At 59.4% G+C, this 24,493-nt stretch carries 18 protein-coding genes and 1 riboswitch; of the genes, 10 read left to right on the top strand and 8 right to left on the bottom strand.

What is annotated here, in order from left to right; translation table 11 throughout:
• Positions 1-8 precede the first annotated feature (8 nt).
• From mdoH to AFE_RS04495, 3 genes are read right to left on the bottom strand one after another with little or no spacing between them, the layout of a single operon-like run.
• Positions 9-2,087: a glucans biosynthesis glucosyltransferase MdoH gene (mdoH, locus tag AFE_RS04505; protein ID WP_012536464.1), complete on the bottom strand. Its 2,079-nt coding sequence runs from the start codon at positions 2,085-2,087 to the stop codon at positions 9-11.
• A 2-nt stretch (positions 2,088-2,089) separates the two neighbouring features.
• Positions 2,090-2,593, bottom strand: coding sequence for a hypothetical protein (locus AFE_RS04500; RefSeq protein WP_012536463.1), 504 nt, complete (start codon positions 2,591-2,593; stop codon positions 2,090-2,092).
• Positions 2,593-4,137: a glucan biosynthesis protein gene (locus AFE_RS04495; protein ID WP_012536462.1), complete on the bottom strand. Its 1,545-nt coding sequence runs from the start codon at positions 4,135-4,137 to the stop codon at positions 2,593-2,595. Before AFE_RS04495 ends, AFE_RS04500 begins: the two co-directional genes overlap by 1 nt.
• 403 nt (positions 4,138-4,540) lie before the next feature.
• Here AFE_RS04495 and AFE_RS04490 point away from each other — a divergent pair, with 403 nt between their 5' ends.
• Positions 4,541-5,959 (top strand): dihydrolipoyl dehydrogenase family protein, encoded by a 1,419-nt coding sequence (locus AFE_RS04490; RefSeq protein ID WP_009565875.1) that lies wholly within the window; start codon positions 4,541-4,543, stop codon positions 5,957-5,959.
• Here the strand turns inward: AFE_RS04490 and AFE_RS04485 are convergent.
• Both AFE_RS04485 and AFE_RS04480 read right to left on the bottom strand, forming a co-directional pair.
• A complete protein-coding gene (locus tag AFE_RS04485; protein ID WP_012536461.1) occupies positions 5,956-6,612 on the bottom strand; it encodes an alpha/beta hydrolase in 657 nt (218 codons plus the stop codon). The two genes, AFE_RS04490 and AFE_RS04485, sit on opposite strands and share 4 nt — an antisense overlap.
• Positions 6,596-7,951 carry a sigma-54 interaction domain-containing protein gene (locus AFE_RS04480; RefSeq protein ID WP_009567366.1) on the bottom strand — a complete coding sequence of 452 codons (1,356 nt, stop codon included), beginning with the start codon at positions 7,949-7,951 and terminating at the stop codon, positions 6,596-6,598. The genes AFE_RS04485 and AFE_RS04480 overlap by 17 nt, the downstream gene beginning before the upstream one ends.
• 305 nt (positions 7,952-8,256) lie before the next feature.
• Here AFE_RS04480 and AFE_RS04475 point away from each other — a divergent pair, with 305 nt between their 5' ends.
• The 7 genes from AFE_RS04475 (at position 8,257) to AFE_RS04445 (ending at position 15,371) form a co-directional block, all read left to right on the top strand.
• Positions 8,257-8,991 (top strand): MBL fold metallo-hydrolase, encoded by a 735-nt coding sequence (locus AFE_RS04475; RefSeq protein WP_009567365.1) that lies wholly within the window; start codon positions 8,257-8,259, stop codon positions 8,989-8,991.
• A gap of 10 nt (positions 8,992-9,001) precedes the next feature.
• Entirely contained in the window at positions 9,002-10,636 is a 1,635-nt protein-coding gene (locus AFE_RS04470; protein WP_009567364.1) for a cytochrome ubiquinol oxidase subunit I, read from the top strand.
• A gap of 59 nt (positions 10,637-10,695) precedes the next feature.
• Positions 10,696-11,829, top strand: coding sequence for a cytochrome d ubiquinol oxidase subunit II (cydB, locus tag AFE_RS04465; protein WP_012536460.1), 1,134 nt, complete (start codon positions 10,696-10,698; stop codon positions 11,827-11,829).
• A gap of 12 nt (positions 11,830-11,841) precedes the next feature.
• A complete protein-coding gene (locus tag AFE_RS04460) occupies positions 11,842-12,045 on the top strand; it encodes a hypothetical protein (RefSeq protein ID WP_009563880.1) in 204 nt (67 codons plus the stop codon).
• A 182-nt stretch (positions 12,046-12,227) separates the two neighbouring features.
• On the top strand, positions 12,228-13,625 hold the full coding sequence (locus AFE_RS04455; protein WP_225487653.1) for a coniferyl aldehyde dehydrogenase: 1,398 nt from the start codon (positions 12,228-12,230) through the stop codon (positions 13,623-13,625).
• Positions 13,626-13,654: 29 nt separating this feature from the next.
• Positions 13,655-14,902: a GMC family oxidoreductase N-terminal domain-containing protein gene (locus AFE_RS04450; RefSeq protein ID WP_012536458.1), complete on the top strand. Its 1,248-nt coding sequence runs from the start codon at positions 13,655-13,657 to the stop codon at positions 14,900-14,902.
• A 4-nt stretch (positions 14,903-14,906) separates the two neighbouring features.
• Positions 14,907-15,371, top strand: a complete 465-nt coding sequence (locus tag AFE_RS04445; RefSeq protein WP_012536457.1) for a CopD family protein — start codon at positions 14,907-14,909, stop codon at positions 15,369-15,371.
• 25 nt (positions 15,372-15,396) lie between these two features.
• Here the strand turns inward: AFE_RS04445 and thiC are convergent, their stop codons facing one another.
• Complete coding sequence (gene thiC, locus AFE_RS04440) at positions 15,397-17,280, bottom strand: phosphomethylpyrimidine synthase ThiC (protein ID WP_012536456.1); 1,884 nt, start codon at positions 17,278-17,280, stop codon at positions 15,397-15,399.
• 73 nt (positions 17,281-17,353) lie between these two features.
• Positions 17,354-17,447, bottom strand: a riboswitch (TPP riboswitch).
• 151 nt (positions 17,448-17,598) lie between these two features.
• Here thiC and AFE_RS04435 point away from each other — a divergent pair.
• Entirely contained in the window at positions 17,599-19,191 is a 1,593-nt protein-coding gene (locus AFE_RS04435; RefSeq protein ID WP_009562486.1) for an ABC-F family ATPase, read from the top strand.
• A gap of 12 nt (positions 19,192-19,203) precedes the next feature.
• Here the strand turns inward: AFE_RS04435 and AFE_RS04430 are convergent, their stop codons facing one another.
• Together AFE_RS04430 and AFE_RS04425 are read right to left on the bottom strand one after the other, a co-directional pair.
• Positions 19,204-19,488, bottom strand: a complete 285-nt coding sequence (locus AFE_RS04430; protein WP_012536455.1) for a hypothetical protein — start codon at positions 19,486-19,488, stop codon at positions 19,204-19,206.
• A 7-nt stretch (positions 19,489-19,495) separates the two neighbouring features.
• Complete coding sequence (locus AFE_RS04425) at positions 19,496-20,950, bottom strand: phosphomannomutase (RefSeq protein ID WP_012536454.1); 1,455 nt, start codon at positions 20,948-20,950, stop codon at positions 19,496-19,498.
• 176 nt (positions 20,951-21,126) lie between these two features.
• Here AFE_RS04425 and AFE_RS04420 point away from each other — a divergent pair, with 176 nt between their 5' ends.
• Entirely contained in the window at positions 21,127-24,468 is a 3,342-nt protein-coding gene (locus AFE_RS04420; RefSeq protein ID WP_012536453.1) for a DEAD/DEAH box helicase, read from the top strand.
• Positions 24,469-24,493 lie beyond the last annotated feature (25 nt).

Raw genomic sequence — 24,493 nt, 5'->3', positions numbered from 1 at the left:
GATCGGGATCACGCGTCGGACAACACCTGCGCCTCGCTCTGCAACCCCCAGGCCGCCAGACGCGTCCGATCGGCCGTGGACCAGACCGCACGATGCAGCGCGAGCATGGAGTTGCGATCGGTCAGCAGTATGTTGCGCTCACGGTTGCTGAGCCCTTGCGGACCCTGTTCCAGCGCCTTGTGGCAGAGTTTCGCCGCACGGGGCCAGGCGGCGGTACGGTTACGCTGCAAGGCCGTATGTATTGCGTTGAAACGGGGGTCCACCACCACCTGAACAAAGGGATCCCCCTCTATGTGGGGCATATAGGCCATCCTATCCGCGCCGAGCGATTGCAATTCCTGCGGGACATGTACTTCTTCGGGGATGACAAAAAGATGATGCCGCTGGGTCCAGCGCCCCAGCGCGGGGCGACTCGTCCAGGCCGCCAGGGGCACCGCTGACGCCAGCCCCCCGAGTATGGGGACCAGCCAGGCAAAGTGCCACGCCCCCAGAAAGGGATAGAGTATCCCTGCCAGAATCAAACCCAGCGCCGAGCACCACCCAAAATAGCGTAGTGCATCCCGCCAGGACGTCTCCTGATCGCCACGGACTTGCGCGCCCCAGCTCACGCCGCGCCCCATCAGGGTCTGAATCACGAACTGGCTGTGAAAGGCCATACGGATCGGCGCCATGAGTATCGAAAATATACTCTCCAAAAACATACTGAGCACCAGATGGAAGGCGCCGCCGAAATGCTCTTTTCGGCCGTGCTGACGCAATACCCAGAGCACCGCCATGAATTTTGGCGACAGCAGTAAAATCGCCGTCACCCCAAACAGCCAGAAGGGCATGGGACTGACCAGCCAGTCCCAGTCGAGGGGGGTGATGACGCTGCCGTCACTGGCTGTATTGGCCCAGTGGAGCGAGCCCAGGGCACCCAGGATCAAAAACAGGCCCCACAAGGGCGCCGCCAAAAAAGACATGGCACCGTTGACAAAAAGAAAACGATGCGCCGGGCGCAGCCCCTCCCCTGCCAGCAGGCGCAGATGTTGAAGATTACCCTGCGCCCAGCGGCGGTCGCGTTTGAGATCGTCGATCAGGGTCGGAGGCACTTCCTCATAACTCCCGGACAGGCTGGGCACAAACCAGACTTCCCAGCCGCTTTTGGCCATGAGCGCAGCCTCGACGAAATCGTGGCTCAGTAGCGGGCCGCCGAGAGGGGCCCGCCCCGGCAATACCGGCAGGGCGCAATATTGGGAGAAGGGAGCGATTCGAAGCATGGCGTTATGGCCGATATAATGGCCGTCGCCCAACTGCCAGAAGCGCAGGCCGACGCTGAAAATCGGGCCGTACAGATGCTGCGCGAACTGTTGCAGGCGCGCATACAGGGTTTCGCGATTGACCGCCACCGGCTGGGTCTGAATGATGCCGACCTGAGGATTACCCTCCATCATCTCCAGCATCCGGTACAGCGTTTCGCCGTTCATCACACTGTCGGCGTCGAGTACCACCATGTATTCGTAACCCTTACCCCAGCGGCGGCAGAAATCTGCTACATTCCCGCTCTTGGCCTTGTTATTGATGGGCCGCCGCCGGTAATGGATGCGCCCAAAAGCGTCCAAAGACTCGCAAAGCGCCGACCACACCAGCTCTTCGCGCAGCCAGATGGCGGGGTCGCGGGTATCGCTCAACAGGAAAAACTCGAAATGGGCGAGCGCGCCGGTCTTCTGTATGGATTTATAAGTGGCTTGGAGGCCCGCGGCGACCCGTTCTATCTCTTCGTTGTAAATCGGCATGAGTACCGCCACCCGACTCTGCAGACGCGGCTCAGCCAGGTGCAGTTCGGGGCTGCCCGGTGTGGTATCGGTGCGTCCACGCATGAGCAGAACGAACCCTACCAGCGCCGTCCAGAATCCTGCGGATATCCAGGCGAACAGCAATACAAAGATGAGCAGCGTCGGCAGTTCCAACCAGAAAGGCAGGCGGTCTGTCAATACCTGGTCCAGTGTCAGGCCAGCGCCGCATGCCGGAAGAACGATAAAAGTGCTGAGCCAGTAGCGCCGGTACCGGCCGATGGCTTCCCATGGCCGGGCGCCGCCACGGCCCATATTCAGGCTTCTCCGGGCAGTACGCGCGGATGCGCGCGGATCGTGTGGTGGTTGAGCAGGGACTGGGCGAGGCGCATCAGGGCTGCGCCCCAGGACCGGTTCAAGGGCCGCGAGGCCATGCTGGAACGCACGATGGCCGGTCCTACCTGATGCTGCAACCAGCGACAGGACTTGCCATCATGGGCGTCGCCCACGGGCAGATGGAGGGAAAGATCGAGTCGCGCATCCAGCTCGTCGCCGTTCCCCAGCGTCGCCAGAGCCAACTGTAGGCCCGCGAAGGCCCGGGCATAAAGCGCCTCACCTTCCATATTCGCGCCGCGCAGTTGCGCCACTACCTGTCCGCGAACCCACAACCGCTGGGCATCCGTCAATGACAGGCGAGCCATGTACTGCTCCACACGGGCCAGCACCGGGGCGTTGTTTGCGACGACCATGGCCTCCGCTGTCCAACCCGCCAGCAGATCACCCGCAGGATTGACACTGTAGCTTGATTCATCCTTAAACATTACATCTGCTCCTTTGCCGCGTGTAAAAGATATGTCCAGGTATTGCTCATCACCTGATGGTTCAGGGTTAAAAAACACCGTACATTACTGGGCGAACCCGGTTGCGGCTGAATGACGGCGATCACTCGCCAGAAATGACCATCCTTTTCCCATTCCAGTTTCTGGCTGAGAATTTTCGCACCGTCCGCAGCCTCAAGATGGACCTGCACGGGCGCGGTTTCCTGCAGTTTGGAGAGTGCCCCGCCCCCGAAATCGATTACCACCTTCCGTGCGCCGGGCACTTTTGGATCGTCGCCCAGATAGGTGCCCACCGGATGGGGCAGCGGGATCAGACCGTGATTATCGAGGAAAAAGCGCAGGGTATAGGCGAAGTGCAGGGGCGTTTTGGGTGCAGGTTCATGTTCCGGCACCCAGAACGCGACAATATTATCCATATCCCGATTGTTGGTGGGCAACTCCACCAGACGTAGCTGCCCCTTGCCCCAATCACCGTCGGGCTGAACCCAGACGCTGGGGCGCCGTTGGTACTGGGTTTCGATACCCTGGTAAGCGGAGAACCGGCGATCCTGCTGAATCAGGCCAAACCCGACTGGATGATCCATCGCGTAGGTCGTGGTCTGGGCGTACAGCGGGTTGTTGATGGGCCTGGTCGTCCATTCACCATTACCGTTGGCCATGACCAAGTCGCTGGAATCGTGCTGGGCCGGGTGCCAGTCACCTGCGATGGCGCCGCGTCCATGGCCGTGCCAGTACATGCTGGTCAAGGGCGCCAGTTCCAGTACCTGTACCGGCTTGCGCAGGTAGATGGTGGCCTCCACATGCACCGTGGTGCTATCCCCCTGCTGGATGGTGAAGCGATAGGCCCCCGTCGCGACGGAGCTGTCCATCAGCGCATAGACCACCATCGAGGTCGCATCGGGTTTGGGGCGCACCAGCCAGAATTCTTTGAAGTAGGGGAAGATTTCGCCGGAAGGCTGAGCCGTGTCGATCCCGAGCCCACGGGCCGAGGTCCCGTAGATGGCACCTTTGCCGACAGCGCGAAAATAGGTCGCACCGAGAAAGGAGATGAACTCGTTGTGATGCGGTGGATTGTCGAGCGGCGCGAGCAGACGGAAACCTGCATAGCCGAGTGCGCTGGGTATATTTTTGGGTACGTTCAGTTTGCCGAAACTGAAGTGCTCCAGCGTAAAGGGCACTGGCCGTACCGCACCGTCCACAACGCTGCGAATAACCACTGGGCGGTGAAACCAGGAGCCAGGAAGATAAAACTGTGCCTCGTACGGCAAGTGGTCGCCTCTCCAGAGCGGTGAAACATCCTGAATCTCGGCATACTGGTCGGGCGTGAGATCTTTGAGAAAAGCCGGGATAGGCAAGGGCTTCGGGTTGTAGGTGCGGTCCACCAGCAATTTGGCCTTGGCCTCCACCGTAGCCATGCCGAACTCGGCGGCGTATGCGGGCAGCGTTGCCGTCAATGCGGCCAGCCCAAGCAGGACGGCAGAAAGCGGCTTCAGTGACAGATGATGACGACGACGATAAATATTCATGACAGAACAGGAAGCAATACCTGTGCCATAGGTGCAACATACTAATTTTTAATGTTTATTTATTTTTTGAGGCTTGCTTTTGTCGCTTGTGCCCGACGTCATCGGAAAGATGACCAGAGAATCCACCGCGCCGAACCGCATCTCTCGCGGACGCATTCAAGACAGACTTCATAGCGCACTGAAAGTATTATAGTATCGTCAGACACCCATAGACGAGTTCTATAAATGACGCCTTTCAACTATAAAAATGGCTAGGGGTAATAGTCGCTGATAAACAACAAAATAATTCATGAACCTGCACTCGCTCCACCATGGAATTTAATCACCGACGCAACAACGCGCGGCCACCAACATGATCAACAACCTTACGAATGACTTCTATCATATTGACTAGGAAGGTTTTATGAGTACGGACAACTATGATGTCACCATTATCGGCAGTGGCCCCGGCGGTTATCGTGCGGCAGTTCTGGCGGCTCTGCGCGGCAAAAGAACCGCGATTATCGAGAGAAAGACCTGGGGAGGAACCTGTCTCAATCGGGGCTGTGTCCCTAAAAAGGACTGGCATGAAACGGCAAAATGGATAGAGCAAAGCCGTCATTTCCAAAAGCGGGGGGTGATAGGTCCGGTGCTGAGGGGAAATATGGCGCAAGCCTGGCAGCATCAGCACGATGTGGTGGAGACTGTCCGTGGCAGCTATCTTGACTACCTCAAGCGCCTCGGGATACATCTTTACGATGGCACGGGCAGCTTCCTGGACGCCCGGCGCATCGCCGTTGAAGGGGTCGGCGGACTGGTGGAAATCCATACGGAAACCAGCATCATCGCCACCGGATCGGCGCCATCCCTGCCCCGGGGAATCGTTCCGGCAGCCGGCAAAGTGCTGACCAGCGACATGCTCTATGACAACGGCGTCCCGCACGGAGATCGGGTGATCCTGGTGGGTGGAGGGGTTATCGGCACCGAGTTTGCGTATATTTTTACCCAGCTCGGCAAACAGGTGGAATGGCTGGTGCACTCCACGCCTCTCGCCCACACCCGCTATTCGCCGCAGGCCAGGGATATACTCCATGCGGCGCTGGCCGGATTGGGTATCCATCCACAGTCCGGGTTCAGGATCCACCGCATGGAGACGACGACCGAGGGCGTGACCGTCTTCGACGACCAGGGGAAGCCGATCCATGGCGATTGGGTACTGCTCGCCACCGGACGCCATGCCTACACCGAGGGATTGGGTCTGGAAAACACTCGTATCACCCTGGACGATCATGGATTTGTGCAGACCGACGCCGCCCTGGAGACCGGCGAGCCCGGCATCTATGCCATTGGCGACGCTGTCGGACCGATCATGAATGCCAACCAGGCTCTCAACGACGCCCGGATAGTCATCCACAACCTGCTCAGCACCGAAAAGCAGGAACGCGACCCGCTCTGGGTGCCGGAACTGGTGTATTCCGCAGTGGAACTCGCGCGTATCGGTATGGATGACGAAGCGGCCGAGGACGCAGGTTTTGAACCCGCGGTCGGTTTTGCGGCTTTTGAGACTTCACCACGCGCACTGGGGCAGGACGACGGCGTTGGCTTTGTCCGCCTTCTGGCTGACATGGACAGCGGCGAACTGCTTGGCGGTGAAATCGTCGGGCGGGATGCCGGCGAATTGATTCATTTGCTTGCCAATGGCGGCGACCACGACGGGATGCTGCGCAGGATCGTCGAAACTCGCACCAACCACCCTTCCCGCGCAGAAGAACTGGTAAACGCCACCGAAACACTGGCGGCGCGTTGGGGTCTCGAAGAACAGATCTTTGGGCCCTCCGATTAATCGAGGGTATACAGAAAGCTACGCAAATCCAGCAGTTCGTCTTCACAAAGGGTGTGGCCCATGGGGTAGCGGTGAGTACTGACCGCATAGCCCGACGCGGCCAGTAGCTGCCGGGCGATCTCCATATAGGAAATGGGCAGGACGGCGTCTTGCTGCCCGTGCGCCCAGAATACCGGCGGCGACTCGGGCGTCGCCGCCGGCACGCGGGCACGCAACGGCAGGTAGGCACTGAGGGCCAGCACCGCGCGGGCCGCGTAGCCTGCGTGTAGCGCGGTATAGAGCGACATGGCGCCCCCCTGGGAGAATCCACCCAGAATGACGGCCGGTCCGCTGCCAGCCTCGTGATCCAGCAGTGCGCCGAGCCGCGACGCCATGTCCTGTAATCCCTCGGTGTCTTCGGCAGACTGCCCGTCGAAACCATAAACGTCATACCAGGCCCGCATCGGCCGGTCTCCGTTGACATGCACCGGGCGCACCGGCGCATTGGGAAACAACCAGCGGAATCGGCTCTCCGGGTCCACCATATCCGCCATCCCGGCGAGGTCTTCCATGGAGGCACCAAGACCGTGCAGGAGCACAATGCAAGGCGCTCCCGCTTGGCAACCGGGGCGTGTCAACAGACCCTCCGGCCAGATGTCAGGATTCAACGGCATGCCCAGTATTACTCCTCAGTGCGTCCAGCTTGCGGTACAAGGTTCGCTCGCTTACCCCCAGGCGCTGCGCCAGGCCGCGGCGATCGCCACCATAATTTCCCCGCGCCCAGCGCAGGTATTGTGCTTCCAGATCCGCCAATGGAATGATTTCGCCAACACCGGGTATGGGCTGCCGGCCCGTCAAAGACGAAGCCGGGCCGGATTCTTGCACCGACAAATACTGAAGGTTTGTAGGCAGGTGTTCCGGAAGAATCCAGACATCGTCGGCCAGTAGCGCCGCACGCTCGAGAATGTTGCGCAGTTCACGAATGTTGCCGGGGTAGTTATAACGGCGCAGCAGTTCCAGCGTATCGGCGTGAAGGTGCAGCCCCCTGGCCACCGGCAGCCGTTGCAGGATGACTTCCGCCAGCAAGGGCACATCCTCCAGGCGCTCCCGCAGCGCGGGCAGCATGATCGGAAATGTATTCAGACGGTAATACAGATCCTGCCGGAAACGCTCCTCCGCGACCATTTTTTCAAGCGGACGGTGAGTAGCCGAGACCAGGCGGAACTGCGAACGGATCGGCTCCACGCCCCCTACCCGCCGGAAATGCCCCGTTTCCAGCAGGCGCAGAAGTTTCACCTGTAGACTGAGCGGAATATCACCGACTTCGTCGAGAAAAAGGGTGCCCCCATCGGCCGCCTCCACCAGACCGGTTTTGCGCGAATGCGCGCCCGTAAATGCCCCTTTTTCATGACCGAAGAGCTCGCTCTCAAAGAGGGTTTCCGACAACCCGGAACAATCCACCGCTACAAAAGGCCCGTTCCGACAGTGACTGGCCTGATGTACGGCCGCAGCGGCCAGTTCCTTACCCGTACCGGACTCACCGAGCAGCAATACGGCGGCATCACTGGGCGCCGCCCGGCGGATAAGCCTGGCCACGTCCCGCCAGGCGGGGGAGTTGCCGACCATGGCGGGGGCGGGCAACGCCGTCAATTGCGGCGCCAGGGTCAGCAGTTCAAGAAAGTAGACAACTTTAGCGCTATCATTACGGATAGGGTAGAGATCGATCTGCGCGTTTCCGGAGGTATTGCTGTGCACCACATGCTGGCCGGTACCGGAGCTTTGGCAGGCGTCGAGTGGGCAATGATTGCCTCCCTGACGACAGGCGTAGCCGGCGTCCTCCATGATTTCGTAACAGCGCCGCCCCTGCAGGGGCTTGCCGTCGCCGAAGACCCGCCGATAAGCCTGGTTGGCGGCGAGAACGGAGTAATCTGCACACAGCAGCACGGCCGGGGCGCTGAAACAGTCCAGCAACGATGTCATTTCCGCCCGCAACTGCCTGAGCAAATCCGTCATACCCCCTCCTCCACACCCTCCGCACACGGACTCGAGATCGGTGCAACGGGCACATCCTCACCCCTCACCGCGCGCATGTCAATTATAGCAGCACCTGCCAATCCGCAACTGCCATTTTTGGCAGCTGGGCTGAGGTATAAGCCACGACAGCGGCTGTATAGCACATGAACAGCCCTACAAATAAAATACAACGACCTGTTTATCATTATCCTTTCAAAGGACGCCAGGATAATAGACTATTATCAAATAATGGCACAGAGATTGCTAATACTCTGATGTCCAAATACTCGACAGGGACGGGCGATATGATTTTCAGACAACTATGCACCCCCAAGGGCGGCCACCTGAGCTATCTGCTGGGTGACCCCGTCACCCGCGAGACCGTCATCATCGACCCCATGCCGACACACGTCGACACGCTGGAGGCGTTCATGATCGAGCGTGGCCTCGATCTGCGGTATATACTGCAGACCCACCATGAACCCGTCCATATCGCCGCGGCTACCGTATTGAAGGAACACAGCGGCGCCCGGATTGTCGCCCACGAGAGCGTCACCGATGAGCATATCGACCTGCGCATGCGGCATGGTGATGTCCTCTATTTCGGAGAGGAAAGTCTGCGGGTGCTGCACACGCCGGGGCTCAGCCCCTGCGCGGTCACCTATTGGTGGGAAGATCGTCTGTTCACCGGGATGACCCTGCTGGCCACCGGTGCGGCACCCTGTACCAGCCAGAGCGATCCGCAAACCCTGTATCACAGCATCACCCAAAGTTTGCTCAGTTTCCCTGGGGAAACCCTGATCTATCCGGGTCTGGAAAGCAAAGGCCGGCGCCTCACCAGCATCGAGGAACTCCGCCGCAAGGACAACTGGTTCAACAATCAACGGGGCAAAGGCGCGTTCTTACGCAGTTGTGCGCTCTTGTTGCCGGAGAAGTCTTCAGTAGAAGTAACCCGTAAAAGTGATGTAAACAAAATAGGGGCACAGGAGGAAGATGTGCACCATTACATGCCCGGTCGGAATATTCCGGCTTCTTTGTAGGAGGTAATTCATGGACATGTTGATCAATCCCACGGTGGTGGAGCTATCGCGCCTACAGTTCGCGCTGACCGCTCTCTACCACTTCTTATTTGTACCACTCACCCTGGGTATGACCTTTATTCTGGCCACCATGGAAACGGTGTATGTCATCACCGGCAAACAGATATATAAAGAAATGACTCAGTTCTGGGGCAAGCTCTTCGGCATCAACTTTGCCCTGGGTGTCGCTACCGGCCTGACCATGGAGTTTGAATTCGGGACCAACTGGTCCATGTACTCCCACTTCGTGGGCGATATTTTCGGTACCCCGCTGGCCATTGAGGGGCTGATGGCCTTCTTCATGGAATCCACCTTTGTCGGTGTGATGTTCTTCGGCTGGGACCGCATGAGCCGCAAGGCGCACCTCGTGGTCACCTATCTGGTTGCTCTCGGTTCCAACCTTTCTGCATTGTGGATTCTCATTGCCAACGGCTTCATGCAGGACCCGCGGGGCGGCACTTTTGATCCCAATACCATGCGGATGCAATTTTCCAGCTTTATCGACCTGATCTTCAATCCGGATGCGCAGGCCAAGTTTGTGCATACCTCCATCGCGGGTTTCGTAACCGGCTCCATGTTTGTCATGGGCGTCAGCGCTTATTACATGCTGACCAACAAGCGGAAAGATATGGCGTTGCGTTCCTTCCGGATCGCCACGCTCTTCGGCGTGATTTCCAGCATCGGCGTCATTACCCTGGGTGACGCCCTGGGCTACATTGATGGTCAGAAACAACCCACCAAGCTGGCGGCCATGGAAGCCATCTGGAACACGGATTACAACACGGTGTCCGCGTCCTGGAACCTCATCGCCATCCCCAGCCGTAGCGAACAGAAGAATCTCTTCGAGGTTTCCATCCCGTATATCCTTACACCGCTGCTGACCCACTCCGAAACGACGGTCATTCCCGGCATCATCCAGCTGGAGCAGGAAGCCAAGCCAAAGATTGCCAATGGCATCAAGGCGATGATCGCGCTGAAGGAGTACAACCTGGATCATAGCAATACCCAGGCACTGGCCACCTTCAAGCAGTATGAAAATGACATGGGTTACGGTTTCCTGGCCATGCAGTTTGCGCCTGATCAGGACCTCAAGAAGATCGACGCCACCAATCTGCCCAGCATTCTGGACAAGACCGCGAAGGACACCATCCCCAATGTCTGGGTAGAGTTCTGGGCCTTCCGCCTGATGGTCGCCATGGGCTTCTTCATGCTGGTCCTCTTCGCTTTCGCGGCTTATTTCAGCCTGAAGAACGAAATCGAGAAACACCCCACCCTGCTGAAACTGGCGATGTGGAGTATTCCCTTGCCTTGGGTAGCCTGTGAGTTCGGTTGGATCACCGCCGAAAATGGTCGTCAGCCGTGGACGGTATTCGGCTGGCTGCCCACCTTCGTCTCCGCCTCCACCCACAGCGTCGGCTACATGGTGTTCTCGCTTATCGGGTTCACCCTGCTGTACAGCTCTTTCATCGCGGCGGAGCTCTACCTGATGTTCAAATATGCCCGTCTGGGTCCGCAGGATGACCATCATGGTCACGGTTCTGCACCTGCGGGTGGCGGCATGGCGGGTCAGCCGGTGTTTGCCAAACCCAGCATGGATCGCAAGTAACGCCTGCGTGATGAATCAAGGGGGGTTGATTTACCCCCCGACTGAATGGAGAGCACAAGATGGATGCTTACGTATATTTAAAGATATTCTGGTTCCTGATTCTGGGAATCCTGTTGATGGGCCTCGCTATCATGGTCGGTATGGATATGGGCGTTGGCACTCTGATGCGCTTTGTCGGCAAAACCGACGGCGAACGCCGCGAAGCGCTGAACATCGTTGGCCCGCACTGGGACGGTAACCAGGTGTGGTTCATTCTTGGCGGTGGCGCGATTTTCGCGGCCTTTCCAAGCCTCTATGCGACGTCTTTTTCGGTCTTCTACATCGTCATGATTCTCCTGCTGTTCAGCATGATCATGCGCCCTGTCGCCTTTGAATACCGTTCCAAGGTGCCCAGTCATCGCTGGCGCGATTCCTGGGACTGGGTCTTTCTCATTTCCGGCGCCCTGCCCATGATTGTTTACGGGGCTGCCATGGGGAATATTCTGGAGGGCGTCGGCTTTCACTTCGGCTGGGACGGCCAGTATTATCAGACCGAATCCTTCATCTGGTATCTGCTGAATCCTTTCGCGATTCTCTGCGGCGTGCTGTCGCTGAGCCTGGCCATCTATCAGGGCGGCACCATGCTCATGATACGCGGTAGCGGTGCGCTGTATGACCGGGCACGGAATTACGCCAGCGTCGGCGGCATCGCGGCGCTGGTGATCTTCATCATCGGTGGCTTCATGGTGTCCGGCATGAAGGGTTTCCAACTGGTCAGTGGTGATCCGGGCATGCCCGCGAATCCGGTCAGCGGCCAGACGGTCACACTCGCGAACGGGGCGTGGATGGCCAACTATTCCGCCCACCCCATTCTCTGGCTGGTGCCCTTGCTGGGTTTGGCCGGCATGGTTTTGGGTGTACTCGCACTGCGCGCCAACAAGCCCACCCTCGGCTGGTGGATGGGTGCGGTGGCATGGATCGGCGTGATCGGTGCGGTGGGCACCTCCATGTTCCCCTTCCTGATGCCTTCCACGGACAACCCGGACCAGAGCCTCACGGTCTGGAATGGCACCGGTAGCGAGTACAATCTGGTCTGGATGACCATCTTTGGTCTGATCTTCCTACCCATCATCATCAGTTACACCACCTGGTGTTTCCGGGTGATGCGCGGCAAGGTGGCGGCACCCGACACGCAAGACGACCACGCGTATTAAAAGGAGGCGGACATGAAAAATTTGCTCACATTTATCGGGTTGGCGGCGGTCATGGTGTTGTCCCTTTTTCTGGCGGTGATTACCGGCGACTATGGCCCCTGGTACTTCGCCTGGCTGGTGGGTACCACCATGATTGTCCTTATCTCTGCTGCAGGTGCTATCATGTTTGACAGACAGGATGAAGAACAGCAGCGAAAGCAGGGTTCCACTCATTAGGAAACAAGGAGCTGTCTATGCAATATGTAGATCTGGAAGACCTCATCTTCTTCATACCGTTTATTTATTTTAGTCTGGCAGGCTTCGCTTATCTGTACACCAGAAAACGATTCCGCTAAACGCGGTACCGTCACGGGGGCCTTCGGGCCCCTTTTTGTTCATAAGGAATTCCATTGCGCACTGTGGACGAATTGCTGGCGGTGCAAAAATCTGCGCTCCGGGAAAACGGCGCCATCGACTACAGGCAACGTAGGACGCTGCTGCGGGATCTTGCGCAGATGCTGCGGCAACACGGCAGGGCATTCAGCGAAGCCATCGCCCGGGATTTCGGCAGACGCCACCCCCGCGAAACGGAAATCTATGAAATCTATCCCTTGCAGGCGGAAATCGCCTATGTGCTCAGCCATCTCAGGAACTGGACGCGGCCTCGCGCCGTGCATACCCGCTGGCCATTCCTGCCGGCCCGCAGTCAGATCACTCCGCAACCCGTGGGTGTCGTCGGCATTATCGGCGCCTGGAATTATCCCCTGCTCCTGACCCTGCTGCCGTTGATCTCCGCCATCGCCGCAGGCAACCGGGCGATTATCAAAGGGCCGCGTCTGGCGCCTCAGACCATGACGTTATTGGCGCAATACCTGCGCGATGTGACATCTGAGGATACCATTGCGCTGGTTCAGGGATCACCTGATGTGGATCACGCGTTTCCCGGACTGCCTTTCGATCATCTGATTTTTTCGGGAGCCACCCGTACCGGACGGGTGATCGCCCGTGCCGCTGCGCGGAATCTGGTGCCCGTGACACTGTCCATGAGTGGCAAGAGCCCGGCCATCATCCAGTGTGATTATCCCCTGGCCACGGCGGCCCGATCCATCATGGCGGGCAAACTGGTGAATGCCGGGCAGACCTGCATCGCCCCCGATTATTGTCTGGTGGCGGCGGATCAGCGCGACGATTTCATCGCGCTGGCGAAGTCGGCCGCTTTGTCGCTCTATCCCCACTGGGCAGACAACCCGGACTATACCAGCATCCCCAATGTGCTGCTGTGGGAACGTCTGGAGGGCCTGCTGCAGGATGCCCAGAGGAAAGGAGCGATATTATGGCAGCCCTCGCCAGCACCAGCACTGGCCGATGGCGCACAGCGGCCCTTCCCGCCCACCCTGCTCTGGGATGTGCAGCCTGGCATGAAAATCCTGGAAGAAGAAACCTTCGGGCCGATCTTGGTGGTTCTGACCTACGATGACATCCAGGAGGCACTGGATTATGTGCGCGATCACCCAGCGCCTCTGGCGCTGTATTATTTCGACCGGGATCAGCGGCGCGCCCTGCGGCACTGTAAGGGAATTGCCGCGGGAGGCGTCACCATCAATGACACCATTTTCCATGTCGCACAACCAGGCATTCCTTTCGGCGGTATCGGCCTGAGCGGCATAGGCCAGTATCGCGGTATTTATGGGTTTCAACGCCTCTCGCACTACCAGGGCGTCTTCAGGCAGAATCGTCTGAGCGCCTGCGAATGGGTTCGCCCCCCTTACGGACGCTGGACGCGGCTGCTCATCGCCTGGCTGTCACGCTGGGGTTAACGCTTCATCCTTGGAGAATACCCACCAAAATGCCCGCATCCGATGTGATCATTGCCGGTTCCGGACCTGCTGGCGCCATGCTGGCCAGAGACCTGACGCGCGCCGGGGCTAGCGTGCGGATTCTGGAACGGGGCGGGGAAACCCCGGCGTCAGCGCCGAATTTATGGAAGCTCTGGCGCCGCAAGGAGGCATTACATGTGGCGCCGGGGGTTGCCCTGCTCCGTGGCACACGGGTTGGAGGTGGTTCCACCGTTTTCTACCACACGGCCATATCTCCTCCCCTGGAGATGTTTTCCCACCATGGCGTGGAAATGGCGCAGGATTTGGCGGCTGTTCTTGCAGAACTACCGCACCAACCCCTGCAGGCGCCACTTCTGGGTCCCACTGCGCAACGCATCATCGACGCGGCGCGCTCTTTAGGGCTGCCCTGGCAGACGTTGCCGAAAATGATTGATCAGGAACTCTGCGGCCATGGGGACTGCCCACCTGCAGCTTTCTGGTCTGCGGCGTCGCTGCTGGCGCAAGCAATGCAACTGGGCGCCGAACTGGAAACCGGCATCCAGGTGAACAGGGTGCTTTTTCAGAATGGGCGTGCGGTGGGTGTGGAGGCCCTTCAGAAGGGGCAGCTACGCCGGTTCATGGGAGGGACGGTCATTCTGTCAGCGGGTGGTGTGGCAAGTCCCGTAATTTTACAGCGCAGTGGGATCCGCGAGGCGGGGCGGGGATTTTTTTGCGATCCCTTGCGCGTTGGTGTGGCAATCGGTCGGGGAAATGGGCTCCAGGAGGCAGAAATGCCCATGACAGCGGGATTCGTAGATCGGGAAGCCGGTTACATGCTGACGGATATGACTGTTCCGCCCAATTTTTATCGCGCTTTTGCGTGGGCAGCCGGCAGAGTCGACATGCTTGCGCATTACCGGCATAGTATGATGATCATGGTGAAAATCCGCGATGAAATCAGCGGTGAAGTGAATGCCAACGGACGCGTCTGGCGACACTTTTCCGCAGCCGAAAAAAATCGCATGCGCAACGGCATGGGACTGGCTGCCGACATCCTCCGGGCGGCGGGCGGTAGACGGATATTCTTCTCGCCCTGGCTGGCCGCGCACCCCGGCGGCAGCGTGCGTCTGGGCGAACTGCTGGATGAGCGGCTATCCTGTTGCACCCCCAATCTCCATGTCTGCGATGCGTCGGTGATCCCCGAACCCTGGGGTTTACCCCCGACGCTGACGGTATTATCCCTGGCGAAGTATTTGGGCCGCATATTACTTGGGTGAATGAATGAGCGCACTTACGGTATTGCAGTTTTTCCATATCACCGCAGTGGTTTCCTGGATTGGAGGAATTTTTCTGCTCGATATTTTTATCGTTCCGGTTCTGCGCCGTAACATAGCCAGCGAGGCAGAACGCAGCAAATTACTCTACCAGATTTTTCGCCCCTTCTTTGCCTGGGTATGGGTGGCTGGCGCGGTACTGGTGATTACCGGTTACTGGATGGTGTACGTATACGGCGGATTTACCGCGCTCCCTACGGCGATGCGGATCATGGTGACACTCGGCACCCTGATGGTGATGCTGGCCTTGCTTGTATTCTTCGTGCCGTTCCTGCGCATGGGGCGGGCCATTGCCGCTGGCGACTGGCCTATGGCCGCCCGGGCCGCCGGGCAGATCAGGCTGGTTTCGGGTATCAATCTGGCGCTGGCCATCCCCACCATCCTGGCGGGAGTATGGGGAATATTTGGCTGACAACCCTTGAACCCGACGCGGTTGGTTATCTAAGGTAGATATTCTTCCCCAGCCGCTTGAAATCCTCTGCCTTTTCCTGCAGGCCTTCCAGTCGTGCCGTCTCGATATCTTCACCCTTGGATTGCGCGTATTCCTGCAAATCCTGGGAGATTTTCATGGAGCAGAAATGGGGACCGCACATGGAACAGAAGTGCGCCGCCTTGGCGCCTTCCTGGGGTAAGGTCTCGTCGTGATATTCCCGCGCCTTTTCGGGGTCCAGTCCGAGGTGAAACTGGTCTTCCCAGCGGAACTCAAAACGCGCCTTGGACAGGGCGTTATCCCGCACTTGTGCGCCGGGATGCCCCTTGGCCAGGTCGGCGGCATGGGCGGCAATCTTGTAGGTGATGGCCCCTTCCCGCACGTCATTTTTATCCGGCAGGCCGAGATGCTCCTTGGGGGTGACGTAGCAGAGCATGGCGGTCCCGTACCAGCCGATCTGCGCGGCGCCGATGGCGCTGGTAATATGGTCATAGCCGGGGGCAATATCCGTGGTCAGCGGTCCGAGCGTGTAGAACGGCGCCTCGAAACAGTGCTGTAGCTCCTCCTCCATATTAGCCTTGATGAGTTGCATGGGGACATGGCCGGGGCCTTCGATCATGACCTGCACATCGTGCTTCCAGGCAATCCGGGTGAGTTCACCCAGGGTATGCAGCTCGGCGAACTGCGCCTCGTCATTGGCGTCGGCCAGAGAGCCGGGACGCAGACCATCGCCGAGGGAGAAGCTCACGTCGTAGGCCTTCATGATCTCGCAGATTTCTTCAAAATGGGTGTAGAGAAAGCTCTCCTGGTGGTGCGCGAGGCACCATTTGGCCATGATGGAACCACCGCGCGACACGATGCCGGTAAGACGATTCGCCGTCAGCGGGATATAACGCAGCAGCACACCGGCATGGATGGTAAAATAATCGACGCCCTGCTCCGCCTGCTCAATGAGTGTATCCCGGAACAAATCCCAGGTGAGGTCTTCGGCCTTCCCATCGACCTTCTCCAGGGCCTGATAAATCGGCACGGTCCCGATGGGAACCGGGCTATTGCGGATAATCCATTCGCGGGTTTCGTGAATATGCCTGCCGGTGGATAAATCCATGACCGTATCGGCGCCCCAGCGGATCGACCAGACCATTTTTTCCACTTCTTCGGCAATGGACGAGGTGACCGCGGAGTTGCCGATATTGGCGTTGATCTTCACCAGGAAATTCCGGCCGATGATCATCGGCTCCAGTTCCGGGTGATTGATATTGGCGGGGATGATGGCGCGGCCCCGGGCGATTTCATCGCGGACAAATTCCGGGGTAATGGTGTCGGGGATCTGCGCGCCGAAGGACTCGCCGCGATGGGCGCGAAACAGCGCCGGATGGCTGGCACGCAGGTGCTCCAAACCCTGATTCTCGCGGATGGCGACGAACTCCATCTCGGGGGTGATGATACCGCGCCGCGCATAGTGCATCTGGGAGACGTTGCCGCCGTTGGCCGCCCGGCGAATTTCGCGGCGATGATGAAAACGCAGATCCGCCGTGCGGACATCCGCCAGACGGGCGCGACCATAGGCGGAACCGGGCTCGGGGCGGCTTTCGATGGCGGTATCCGTCGGCGACCATTGCCAGCGCATGGCGGGCAGGCCCGCATGAATATCGATGACCACGTCCGGGTCGGTGTAGGGACCGCTGCAATCATAGACCGGGATGGCCGGATTGACTTCGAGGCTGCCATCCCGCTTCCGGGAGTCGCTCTGCCGAATCTCCCGCAAGGGAATGCGCAATTCCGGGAAACGCACGCCACCGAGGTAACGCTTGTGTGAGCCGGGGATCGGGCCGCAGGTTACCGCTGCGTCCTGCATAGTATTCACCATATCCGTGGGACGGGTAGCCATCAGTCATTCCTCCTAAAAATTTATCCGATTGCTGCGGAACAAAATCAGGATGCGGGCGGAAGATGCGGACAGGCATGCTGCAGTCGCGCTTCCCTACGCCGGCATGACCCGGATCAGGTTCCAAGGGTACCTCTCAGCCCACGACGTGGACGCCCCTAGCGTTTATAACGATTCACTGAGCAAGGTACGGGAAGCTGAGTGAATCTGTCAAGTTAGTCCACCACCTTATGCCACGAAGGGTGGGACGCGCAAAGCGAATCAGTGCTATCATCGCGCCCGTCCATTCAGCCCTTGTTTGCCGCCCTTTCGGAGTCCATCTTGCTCAGCACCACCAACCTCACCATGCAATTCGGGGCCAAGGCCCTCTTTGAAAACGTCTCCGTCGAGTTCGGCAATGGCAACCGCTATGGCCTTATCGGTGCCAACGGCAGCGGCAAGACGACGCTGATGAAGATTCTTGGTGGTGATCTGGAGCCCAGCTCCGGACACGTCAGCCTGAGCAGCGGTGAGCGTCTCGGCAAGCTGCGGCAGGATCAGTTTGCCTTTGAGGAGTGCACCGTGCTGGACACGGTGATCATGGGCCACGCCGAACTCTGGCGCGTCAAGCAGGAACGCGATCGCCTCTATGCCCTGCCGGAGATGACCGACGAAGAAGGGATGGCGGTGGCGCATGTGGAGGTGGAGTTTGCCGAGTTGGGCGGCTATGCGGCCGAGTCCCGGGCTGGGGAGTTGCTGAGTGGTGTGGGTATTCCGCTGGAGCAGCACAGCGGATTGATGTCGGCGGTGTCACCCGGCTGGAAACTGCGGGTATTGCTGGCGCAGGCGCTTTTCGCTGACCCCGATATTCTGCTGCTGGACGAGCCGACCAATAACCTCGACATTCATACCATCCAGTGGCTGGAAGAACTCATCAGCAACCTCAACAGTACCGTCATCATCATCTCCCATGACCGTCATTTCCTGAATAGCGTCTGTACCCACATGGCGGACCTGGATTATGGCGAGTTACGCATTTATCCCGGTAATTATGATGAATATATGCAGGCTTCAACCCTGGTGCGGGATCAATTGCTCGCCGACAATGACAAGAAAAAGGAGAAGATGGCCGAGTTGCAGGGCTTTGTGAGTCGCTTCTCCGCCAATGCCTCCAAGGCCAAGCAGGCGACTTCCCGCGCCCGTCAGTTGGAGAAAATCCAGCTCGCAGAGGTGAAGCCTTCCAGCCGGCAAAATCCCTATCTGGTCTTCAATCAGGAACGCAAACTCTATCGCAATGCCCTGGATGGGAAGGACCTGAGCAAATCCTTTGGCGATCTGCGCCTGTTTCATAAAATGCGTTTGCATGTCGAGGCCGGCGAACGCATTGCAATTATCGGCTCCAATGGTCTGGGCAAAACTACCTTGTTGCGTTGCCTGATGGGCGAATTGACCACCGATGCCGGCGAAATAAAATGGGCGGAGAATGCGCGTATCGGTTATTTCGCCCAGGATTATGCCCCGGAATTTGCCGAGGATATGACGCTTTTCGACTGGATGTGCCAGTGGCGCGGTGAGCGCGATGATGACCAGGTGATCCGCGGCGTGCTGGGCCGCCTGCTCTTCGGGCAGGACCAGGTCAATCGTTCGGTCAAGGTGCTCTCCGGTGGCGAAAAGGGCCGGATGCTCTTCGGCAAGCTCACCCTGCAGAAACCCAACGTGTTGATTCTCGATGAGCCGACCAACCACCTGGATATGGAATCCATCGAGTCTCTCAATTCGGCCCTGGAGAAATACGACGGAACCTTGCTTTTTGTCAGCCATGACCGAGCGTTTGTGTCTTCCCTGGCCACTCGCATCATCGAATTCACCCCGCGGGGCATCCAGGACTTCAAGGGCACCTATGAGGATTATCTGCGCAGCCAGGGCATGGGGTGAAGATCGGCGGGTTCATTTTTTCCGGTAAAAGGGTTTCCACATACCGATAAACAGCAAAACAATGCCGACCAGAAAAATTTCGCCGATCCATTTCCAGTGAACCGCATTCAGCACGTCTGCCAGACGCAGCAGACTTTGCGCCTGGGCATCGGTGCCGTGGTGGACCGCCAGTTCCGCCACGGCATTGGTTTTGAACACCACGCCCAGATAGCGCAACACCATCAGCAGCAGATCCGCAATAAGCAGTCCGGTGCCGATGTACACCCACCAGATGCGCGGAAAAAAGATGCGCCGCATCCGCCGCTCAGGCCCGCCAGCCATTCATGACCTGTAAGGCCTTCCGCAGCATGGTCTCGGCTTGCTCCGGGCTATCGGCCTCCGTATAGCAGCGCAGTTCCGGCGCATTGCCGGAAGGCCGCAGATGAACGATGCCGCCCGACGTGAGGGTCACCCGGATGCCGTCCGTCAGATCCATGCGCTGCGCGGCACCCGCAATTTCTCCAAAAGCCGTATTGAAAGCCACGAAGTTGGCCGCCTCGTCCTCACCGCGAAAGGTATCCAGGTGGCGCTGGCTCAGCGCCGTTGGAAAGTTCTGCAAACGGTCACTGGCGGTATGACGGGGTGGCAGATCGGCCAGCAAGGCTGCCAGAGGGACGCCACGATTCTGCGCCGCCGCAAGCACCGTCAGCATGGGCAGGATGGCGTCGCGGGTGGGAAGGGGCGCCAGGGTGTGGCCATCACGGGTAAGCGGGCTGCCCAGCAGAAAACCCCCGTTGGCCTCATACCCGCAGACGGGCTTCAATCCCTCCTGCAAGGCGGCCTGCATCGCCTCGATGACATAGGGGGAGCCGATCCGGGTGCGCAGGATTTCCGGAAAAAAGCCGGACAACTCCAGCGCCGTGTTGCTACTTACCGGTGTGACTACCGTATGGGCGCCCAAGGCATGGGCAGTCAGTATCCCCAGCACGTCGCCACGCCACCAGCGGCCCTCATGGTCGGCAATCATGGGACGGTCGGCGTCGCCGTCCGTAGTCAGGAGCGCATCGAGATGGTGCTCAGCCACTGCGCGCTGCGCCAGAACCGTGTCTTCGGGGCGCAGGGCCTCGGTATCCAGGGCCACAAAATCCGCGGAGCGGCCCAGGGGCAGCACCTCCGCACCCAGCGACTCCAGCAGTGTCACCAGCAGATCACGGGCGACGCCGGAGTGCTGGTAGACGCCCAGTCGCCATCCGGCAAGACTGTCCATGCCAAAAAAGTCCCGGTAACGCTGCTGATAGAGCGCCAGCCAGTGCGGGTCAGCAGCGGGCAAAACGGGTGGCTTGCGCAGCGCGCCCGCGTCGTCGAAAAGGGCCGTATCCACCGTCATATCCTGACGCAGGATCCCGGCCTCATCCGCTTTGAGCAGTTCTCCACGAGGCAGGTTGAATTTGATGCCGTTGCGATCAAACGGAATATGACTGCCGGTGACCATCAGGGACGGGACTCCCGCCGTCAATCCCGCAAAAGCCAACGCCGGCGAGGGAAGGTATCCGGCGAAACGAGGCTGCCCGCCCCCCGCGAGGACCGCGGCCCAGGCCGCGGCCAGCATCCGCGGCGTGCTGGGACGCAGGTCGCCGCCCAGTATCACCGCATCCCCGGCGTGAAACTCGCCGATTTCCGCAAGATACCGCAGAAAGGCCTGGGTATGTACATAAACGACCTTATCCGACAGATCCACCACCAGACCCCGCAACCCACTCGTCCCAAAAGCCACCATCATCTGCCCTCTCCGTGTGTGCCGTTCCGCTCATGATAACGGCAAGGCGCTTGCGGCGATACCGGCGGACCACCCCGAACCGCTTCCCCTCCCACCCCACGACTGTGTACCATATGCTGTTTGCACGGCGGCATCGTCCTGGTGCATTTCCCGATATCATCAAACCACCGAGCACACCCATGCCTACCAATAATGACTGGATGAACTGGCACCGCGATGCCAGTGCAATGCCCACGCTGGGGACGTACGGTTACGAAGATATCCGCAAATGGGTGGGCGATCTGGAAATTCGCAAAGCCCAACCTTACCAGAAGTCCATCAGCCATCTGGAGCAGCGTGGCAGCACCGACCTCAGTGCCCTGGTGCAGGGCACGGCACATACGCCATACCGGGTAGACATCCACCTCAGCCAAGGGCATCTGGTAACCCTGTGTACCTGCCCGGTAGGCAGTCGCTGCAAACACGTCACCGCGGTGCTCCTCGCTCTGCTGGCCGGTCGTAGCCACGCTGCGCCGACGCCGGCCCCGGCTTTGCGTCCGCATGTGATGCAATGGCTGAGCGAACTGCGTTCGCATCTGGATCCGCCCAAACCCAAGCCGCCGACTGCCACTCATACCCTGTACTGGCTGCTGGAACTGAACAGCCGACGTCATCAGGGGCCGGTTCTCAGTTGTCGTAAGGCCCGCCTGAACAAAAGCGGAGAATGTACCGGTCTCACCCCCTGGTACAATTTTGAAGGCGCCCAGCGCCGCCCGCCGAGCTTCATCGACGACGCGGACCAGCGTGCTCTGCGCCGTCTGCTGCTGGAAGACCCCTATGCCAGCCAGACGGGCGAATTCGATCTCGGCCCCCGCCACGGTGCCGCAGCTCTCACCATACTCGCCGGTACCGGACGCCTCTTCGCCAATTCGCCAGCCAACCCGTCCCTGCGACTCGGTGATCACCGGCCTGGCACACTGGTCTGGAAGGTCAGCAAGGGCGGGGAACAATATCCGGCACTGGAAACCACGCCACCCGCTACCAGCTTCCTGCCCCTGGATGCGACCTGGTACCTGGATGGGAAGACTGGGGAAATCGGCCCGATCGAGACGGACCTGCCGACCACGGTCCTGCGCGATCTGCTGCAAGCCCCGCCCCTCAATGCGCAAGAAGCCATTCTTTTGCGCGAGATGCTGGAGCAATCGGTGCCCGGTCTCCCCGCGCCCGTGGCCGATCCCGGACAGGGCTTACGGGAAATCGAAGCGCCTCTGCAAGCCCTGCTCTGGTGCGACACTCTGGCCCTCCTCGGTATTCAGGCACACCGCAACTATGCCGGCCAATGGAGTCCTACCTGTCGCTTCGATTATGCGCAGCCCACATTTGTGTATGGTCCCGCACGCATTGCCGTGGACGACGACAGTGCCATCCAGACCCTCAACAATGGTGAGATGGTTCGGATAAAACGCGACAGGACAGCCGAAAAACAGGCACTGCAGGCACTCGGAAAAACAGGTCTGAAAGCTGTCAGTGCCGGCCTTTTCCACAGTCTGTCGCCGCTGCCTCATCCCATCTACGGGCTAGCCAGCGAAGCCGACTGGGACGGGTTCATGTCAACGAGCGTCGAGACCCTCCGCGAGCAGGGTTGGGAGGTGCGCTGGCCCGATGGCTTTCGTCACTACTTCCTACAGGTGGATGAATGGGATATGCAGGTAGATGGTGCCGAGGAGGGGTGGCTGGGTCTCGATGTCGGTATCGTGGTGGACGGCAAGCGGCTGGCGCTGCCCCCCCTGCTCGGCGCCCTCTTCGCCCGCGACCCGCGCTGGCTGAATCCAGGCGGTCTCGGTACCATTCCCGATGGTGAGCATATCCACCTGCACACCCCGGCGGGCGTGCCGATCCAGACCACGGCGGATCGCCTGAAACCTCTGGTCGGAACCCTCATCGATCTGTTCAGCCTGGACGCCGGGGGGCCTTTGCGGATGTCCGCCTTTGACGCGCCCCGCATCGCCCGGCTGGTGGACGGCAACCAGTGGCGTAGTGAAGGGATGGATGCCGTGCGTGCTCTGGCTAGATCTTTGCCTCAAAACGGAGAGATCCCCTCCGTCCCACTGCCCGCAGGTTTTGCCCTCCCCCTGCGCAGCTATCAACAGGATGGGCTTGCCTGGCTGCAATTCCTGCGCGAGCATCATTTGGGCGGCATTCTCGCGGACGATATGGGTCTCGGCAAAACCGCCCAGACCCTCGCCCATCTGCTGCTGGAAAAAGAAAGTGGCCGCCTCACGGATCCCGCCCTGATCATCATGCCCACCTCTCTGATTCACAACTGGCGAGAAGAGGCGGCACGCTTCACTCCCGACCTGCGGGTGCTCTCCCTGCACGGCAAAGAGCGCAGCAGCCGTTTCGCCCAGATACCTGACCATGACCTGATTCTTACCACCTATCCGCTGATCTGGCGGGACGTCGAAACGCTCAGAAATCAGCACTTTCATCTGCTGATTCTCGATGAGGCACAGATGGTCAAGAACGCGCGGGGCCGCGCCGCCGAAGCCATCCGTGAGATTCCTACCCGGCATCGGCTTGCCCTCACCGGCACCCCCCTTGAAAATCATCTCGGCGAACTCTGGGCACAATTCGACTTCTTCCTGCCCGGCTTTCTCGGCGACCAGCGCAGTTTCCAACGGGTCTGGCGCGGCCCCATCGAGCGCCACGGAGATGCTGAGCGTCTGGATTTGTTGGCCCGTCGGGTGCGCCCCTTCATTCTGCGTCGGCGCAAGGAGGATGTCGCCAAGGAACTCCCCGAGAAGACCATCATTATCCGCCCCATGGATATCGAAGGGGCGCAGCGCGATCTTTATGAAACGGTACGCAGCGCCATGGATGAACGGATCCGCCAGGAAATCGCCGCCAAGGGTTTTCAGCGCAGCCAGATCGTCATCCTGGACGCGATGCTCAAACTCCGCCAAGTCTGCTGTGACCCGCGCCTGCTCAAGAGTGAAAAGGCGCGAAAGGTACAGGACAGCGCCAAACTCGCCCTGCTCATGGAGATGATTCCGGAGTTGCTGGCGGAAGGTCGCCAGATTCTGCTGTTTTCGCAATTCACCGAGATGCTCGCCCTGATCAGTGCACGCCTCGACAAGATGCATATCCCTTACGTGCTGCTCACTGGCAGCACCCAGGATCGCAAGACGCCCATCGACCGCTTTCAGCGCGGTGAAGTGCCACTCTTCCTGATCAGCCTCAAGGCGGGCGGCGTCGGCCTCAACCTCACGGCGGCAGACACCGTGATTCACTATGACCCGTGGTGGAACCCCGCCGCCGAAAATCAGGCCACTGATCGCGCCCACCGCATCGGCCAGAAACGTCAGGTTTTTGTTTACAAGCTGATTGTTGCCGGGAGCATTGAAGAAAAAATCCTGGCCCTGCAGGAGAAAAAGGCCATTCTCGCCGCAGGTGTGCTGGAGAAAACGCAAAAAGAAAAGCTCCGTTTCGGCCCCGACGACCTGGCCTCCCTGCTCGCGCCGCTACCGGAAGTCTTGCGCTGACGCAGGAGCCGCAGTGCTTCCTGAA

The sequence above is a fragment of the Acidithiobacillus ferrooxidans ATCC 23270 genome, from assembly GCF_000021485.1.
GTDB classification, from domain to species: Bacteria; Pseudomonadota; Gammaproteobacteria; order Acidithiobacillales; family Acidithiobacillaceae; genus Acidithiobacillus; species Acidithiobacillus ferrooxidans.
The sequence above is the reverse complement of the archived record's forward strand: the minus strand, read 5'-3'. Positions and strand labels throughout refer to the sequence as shown.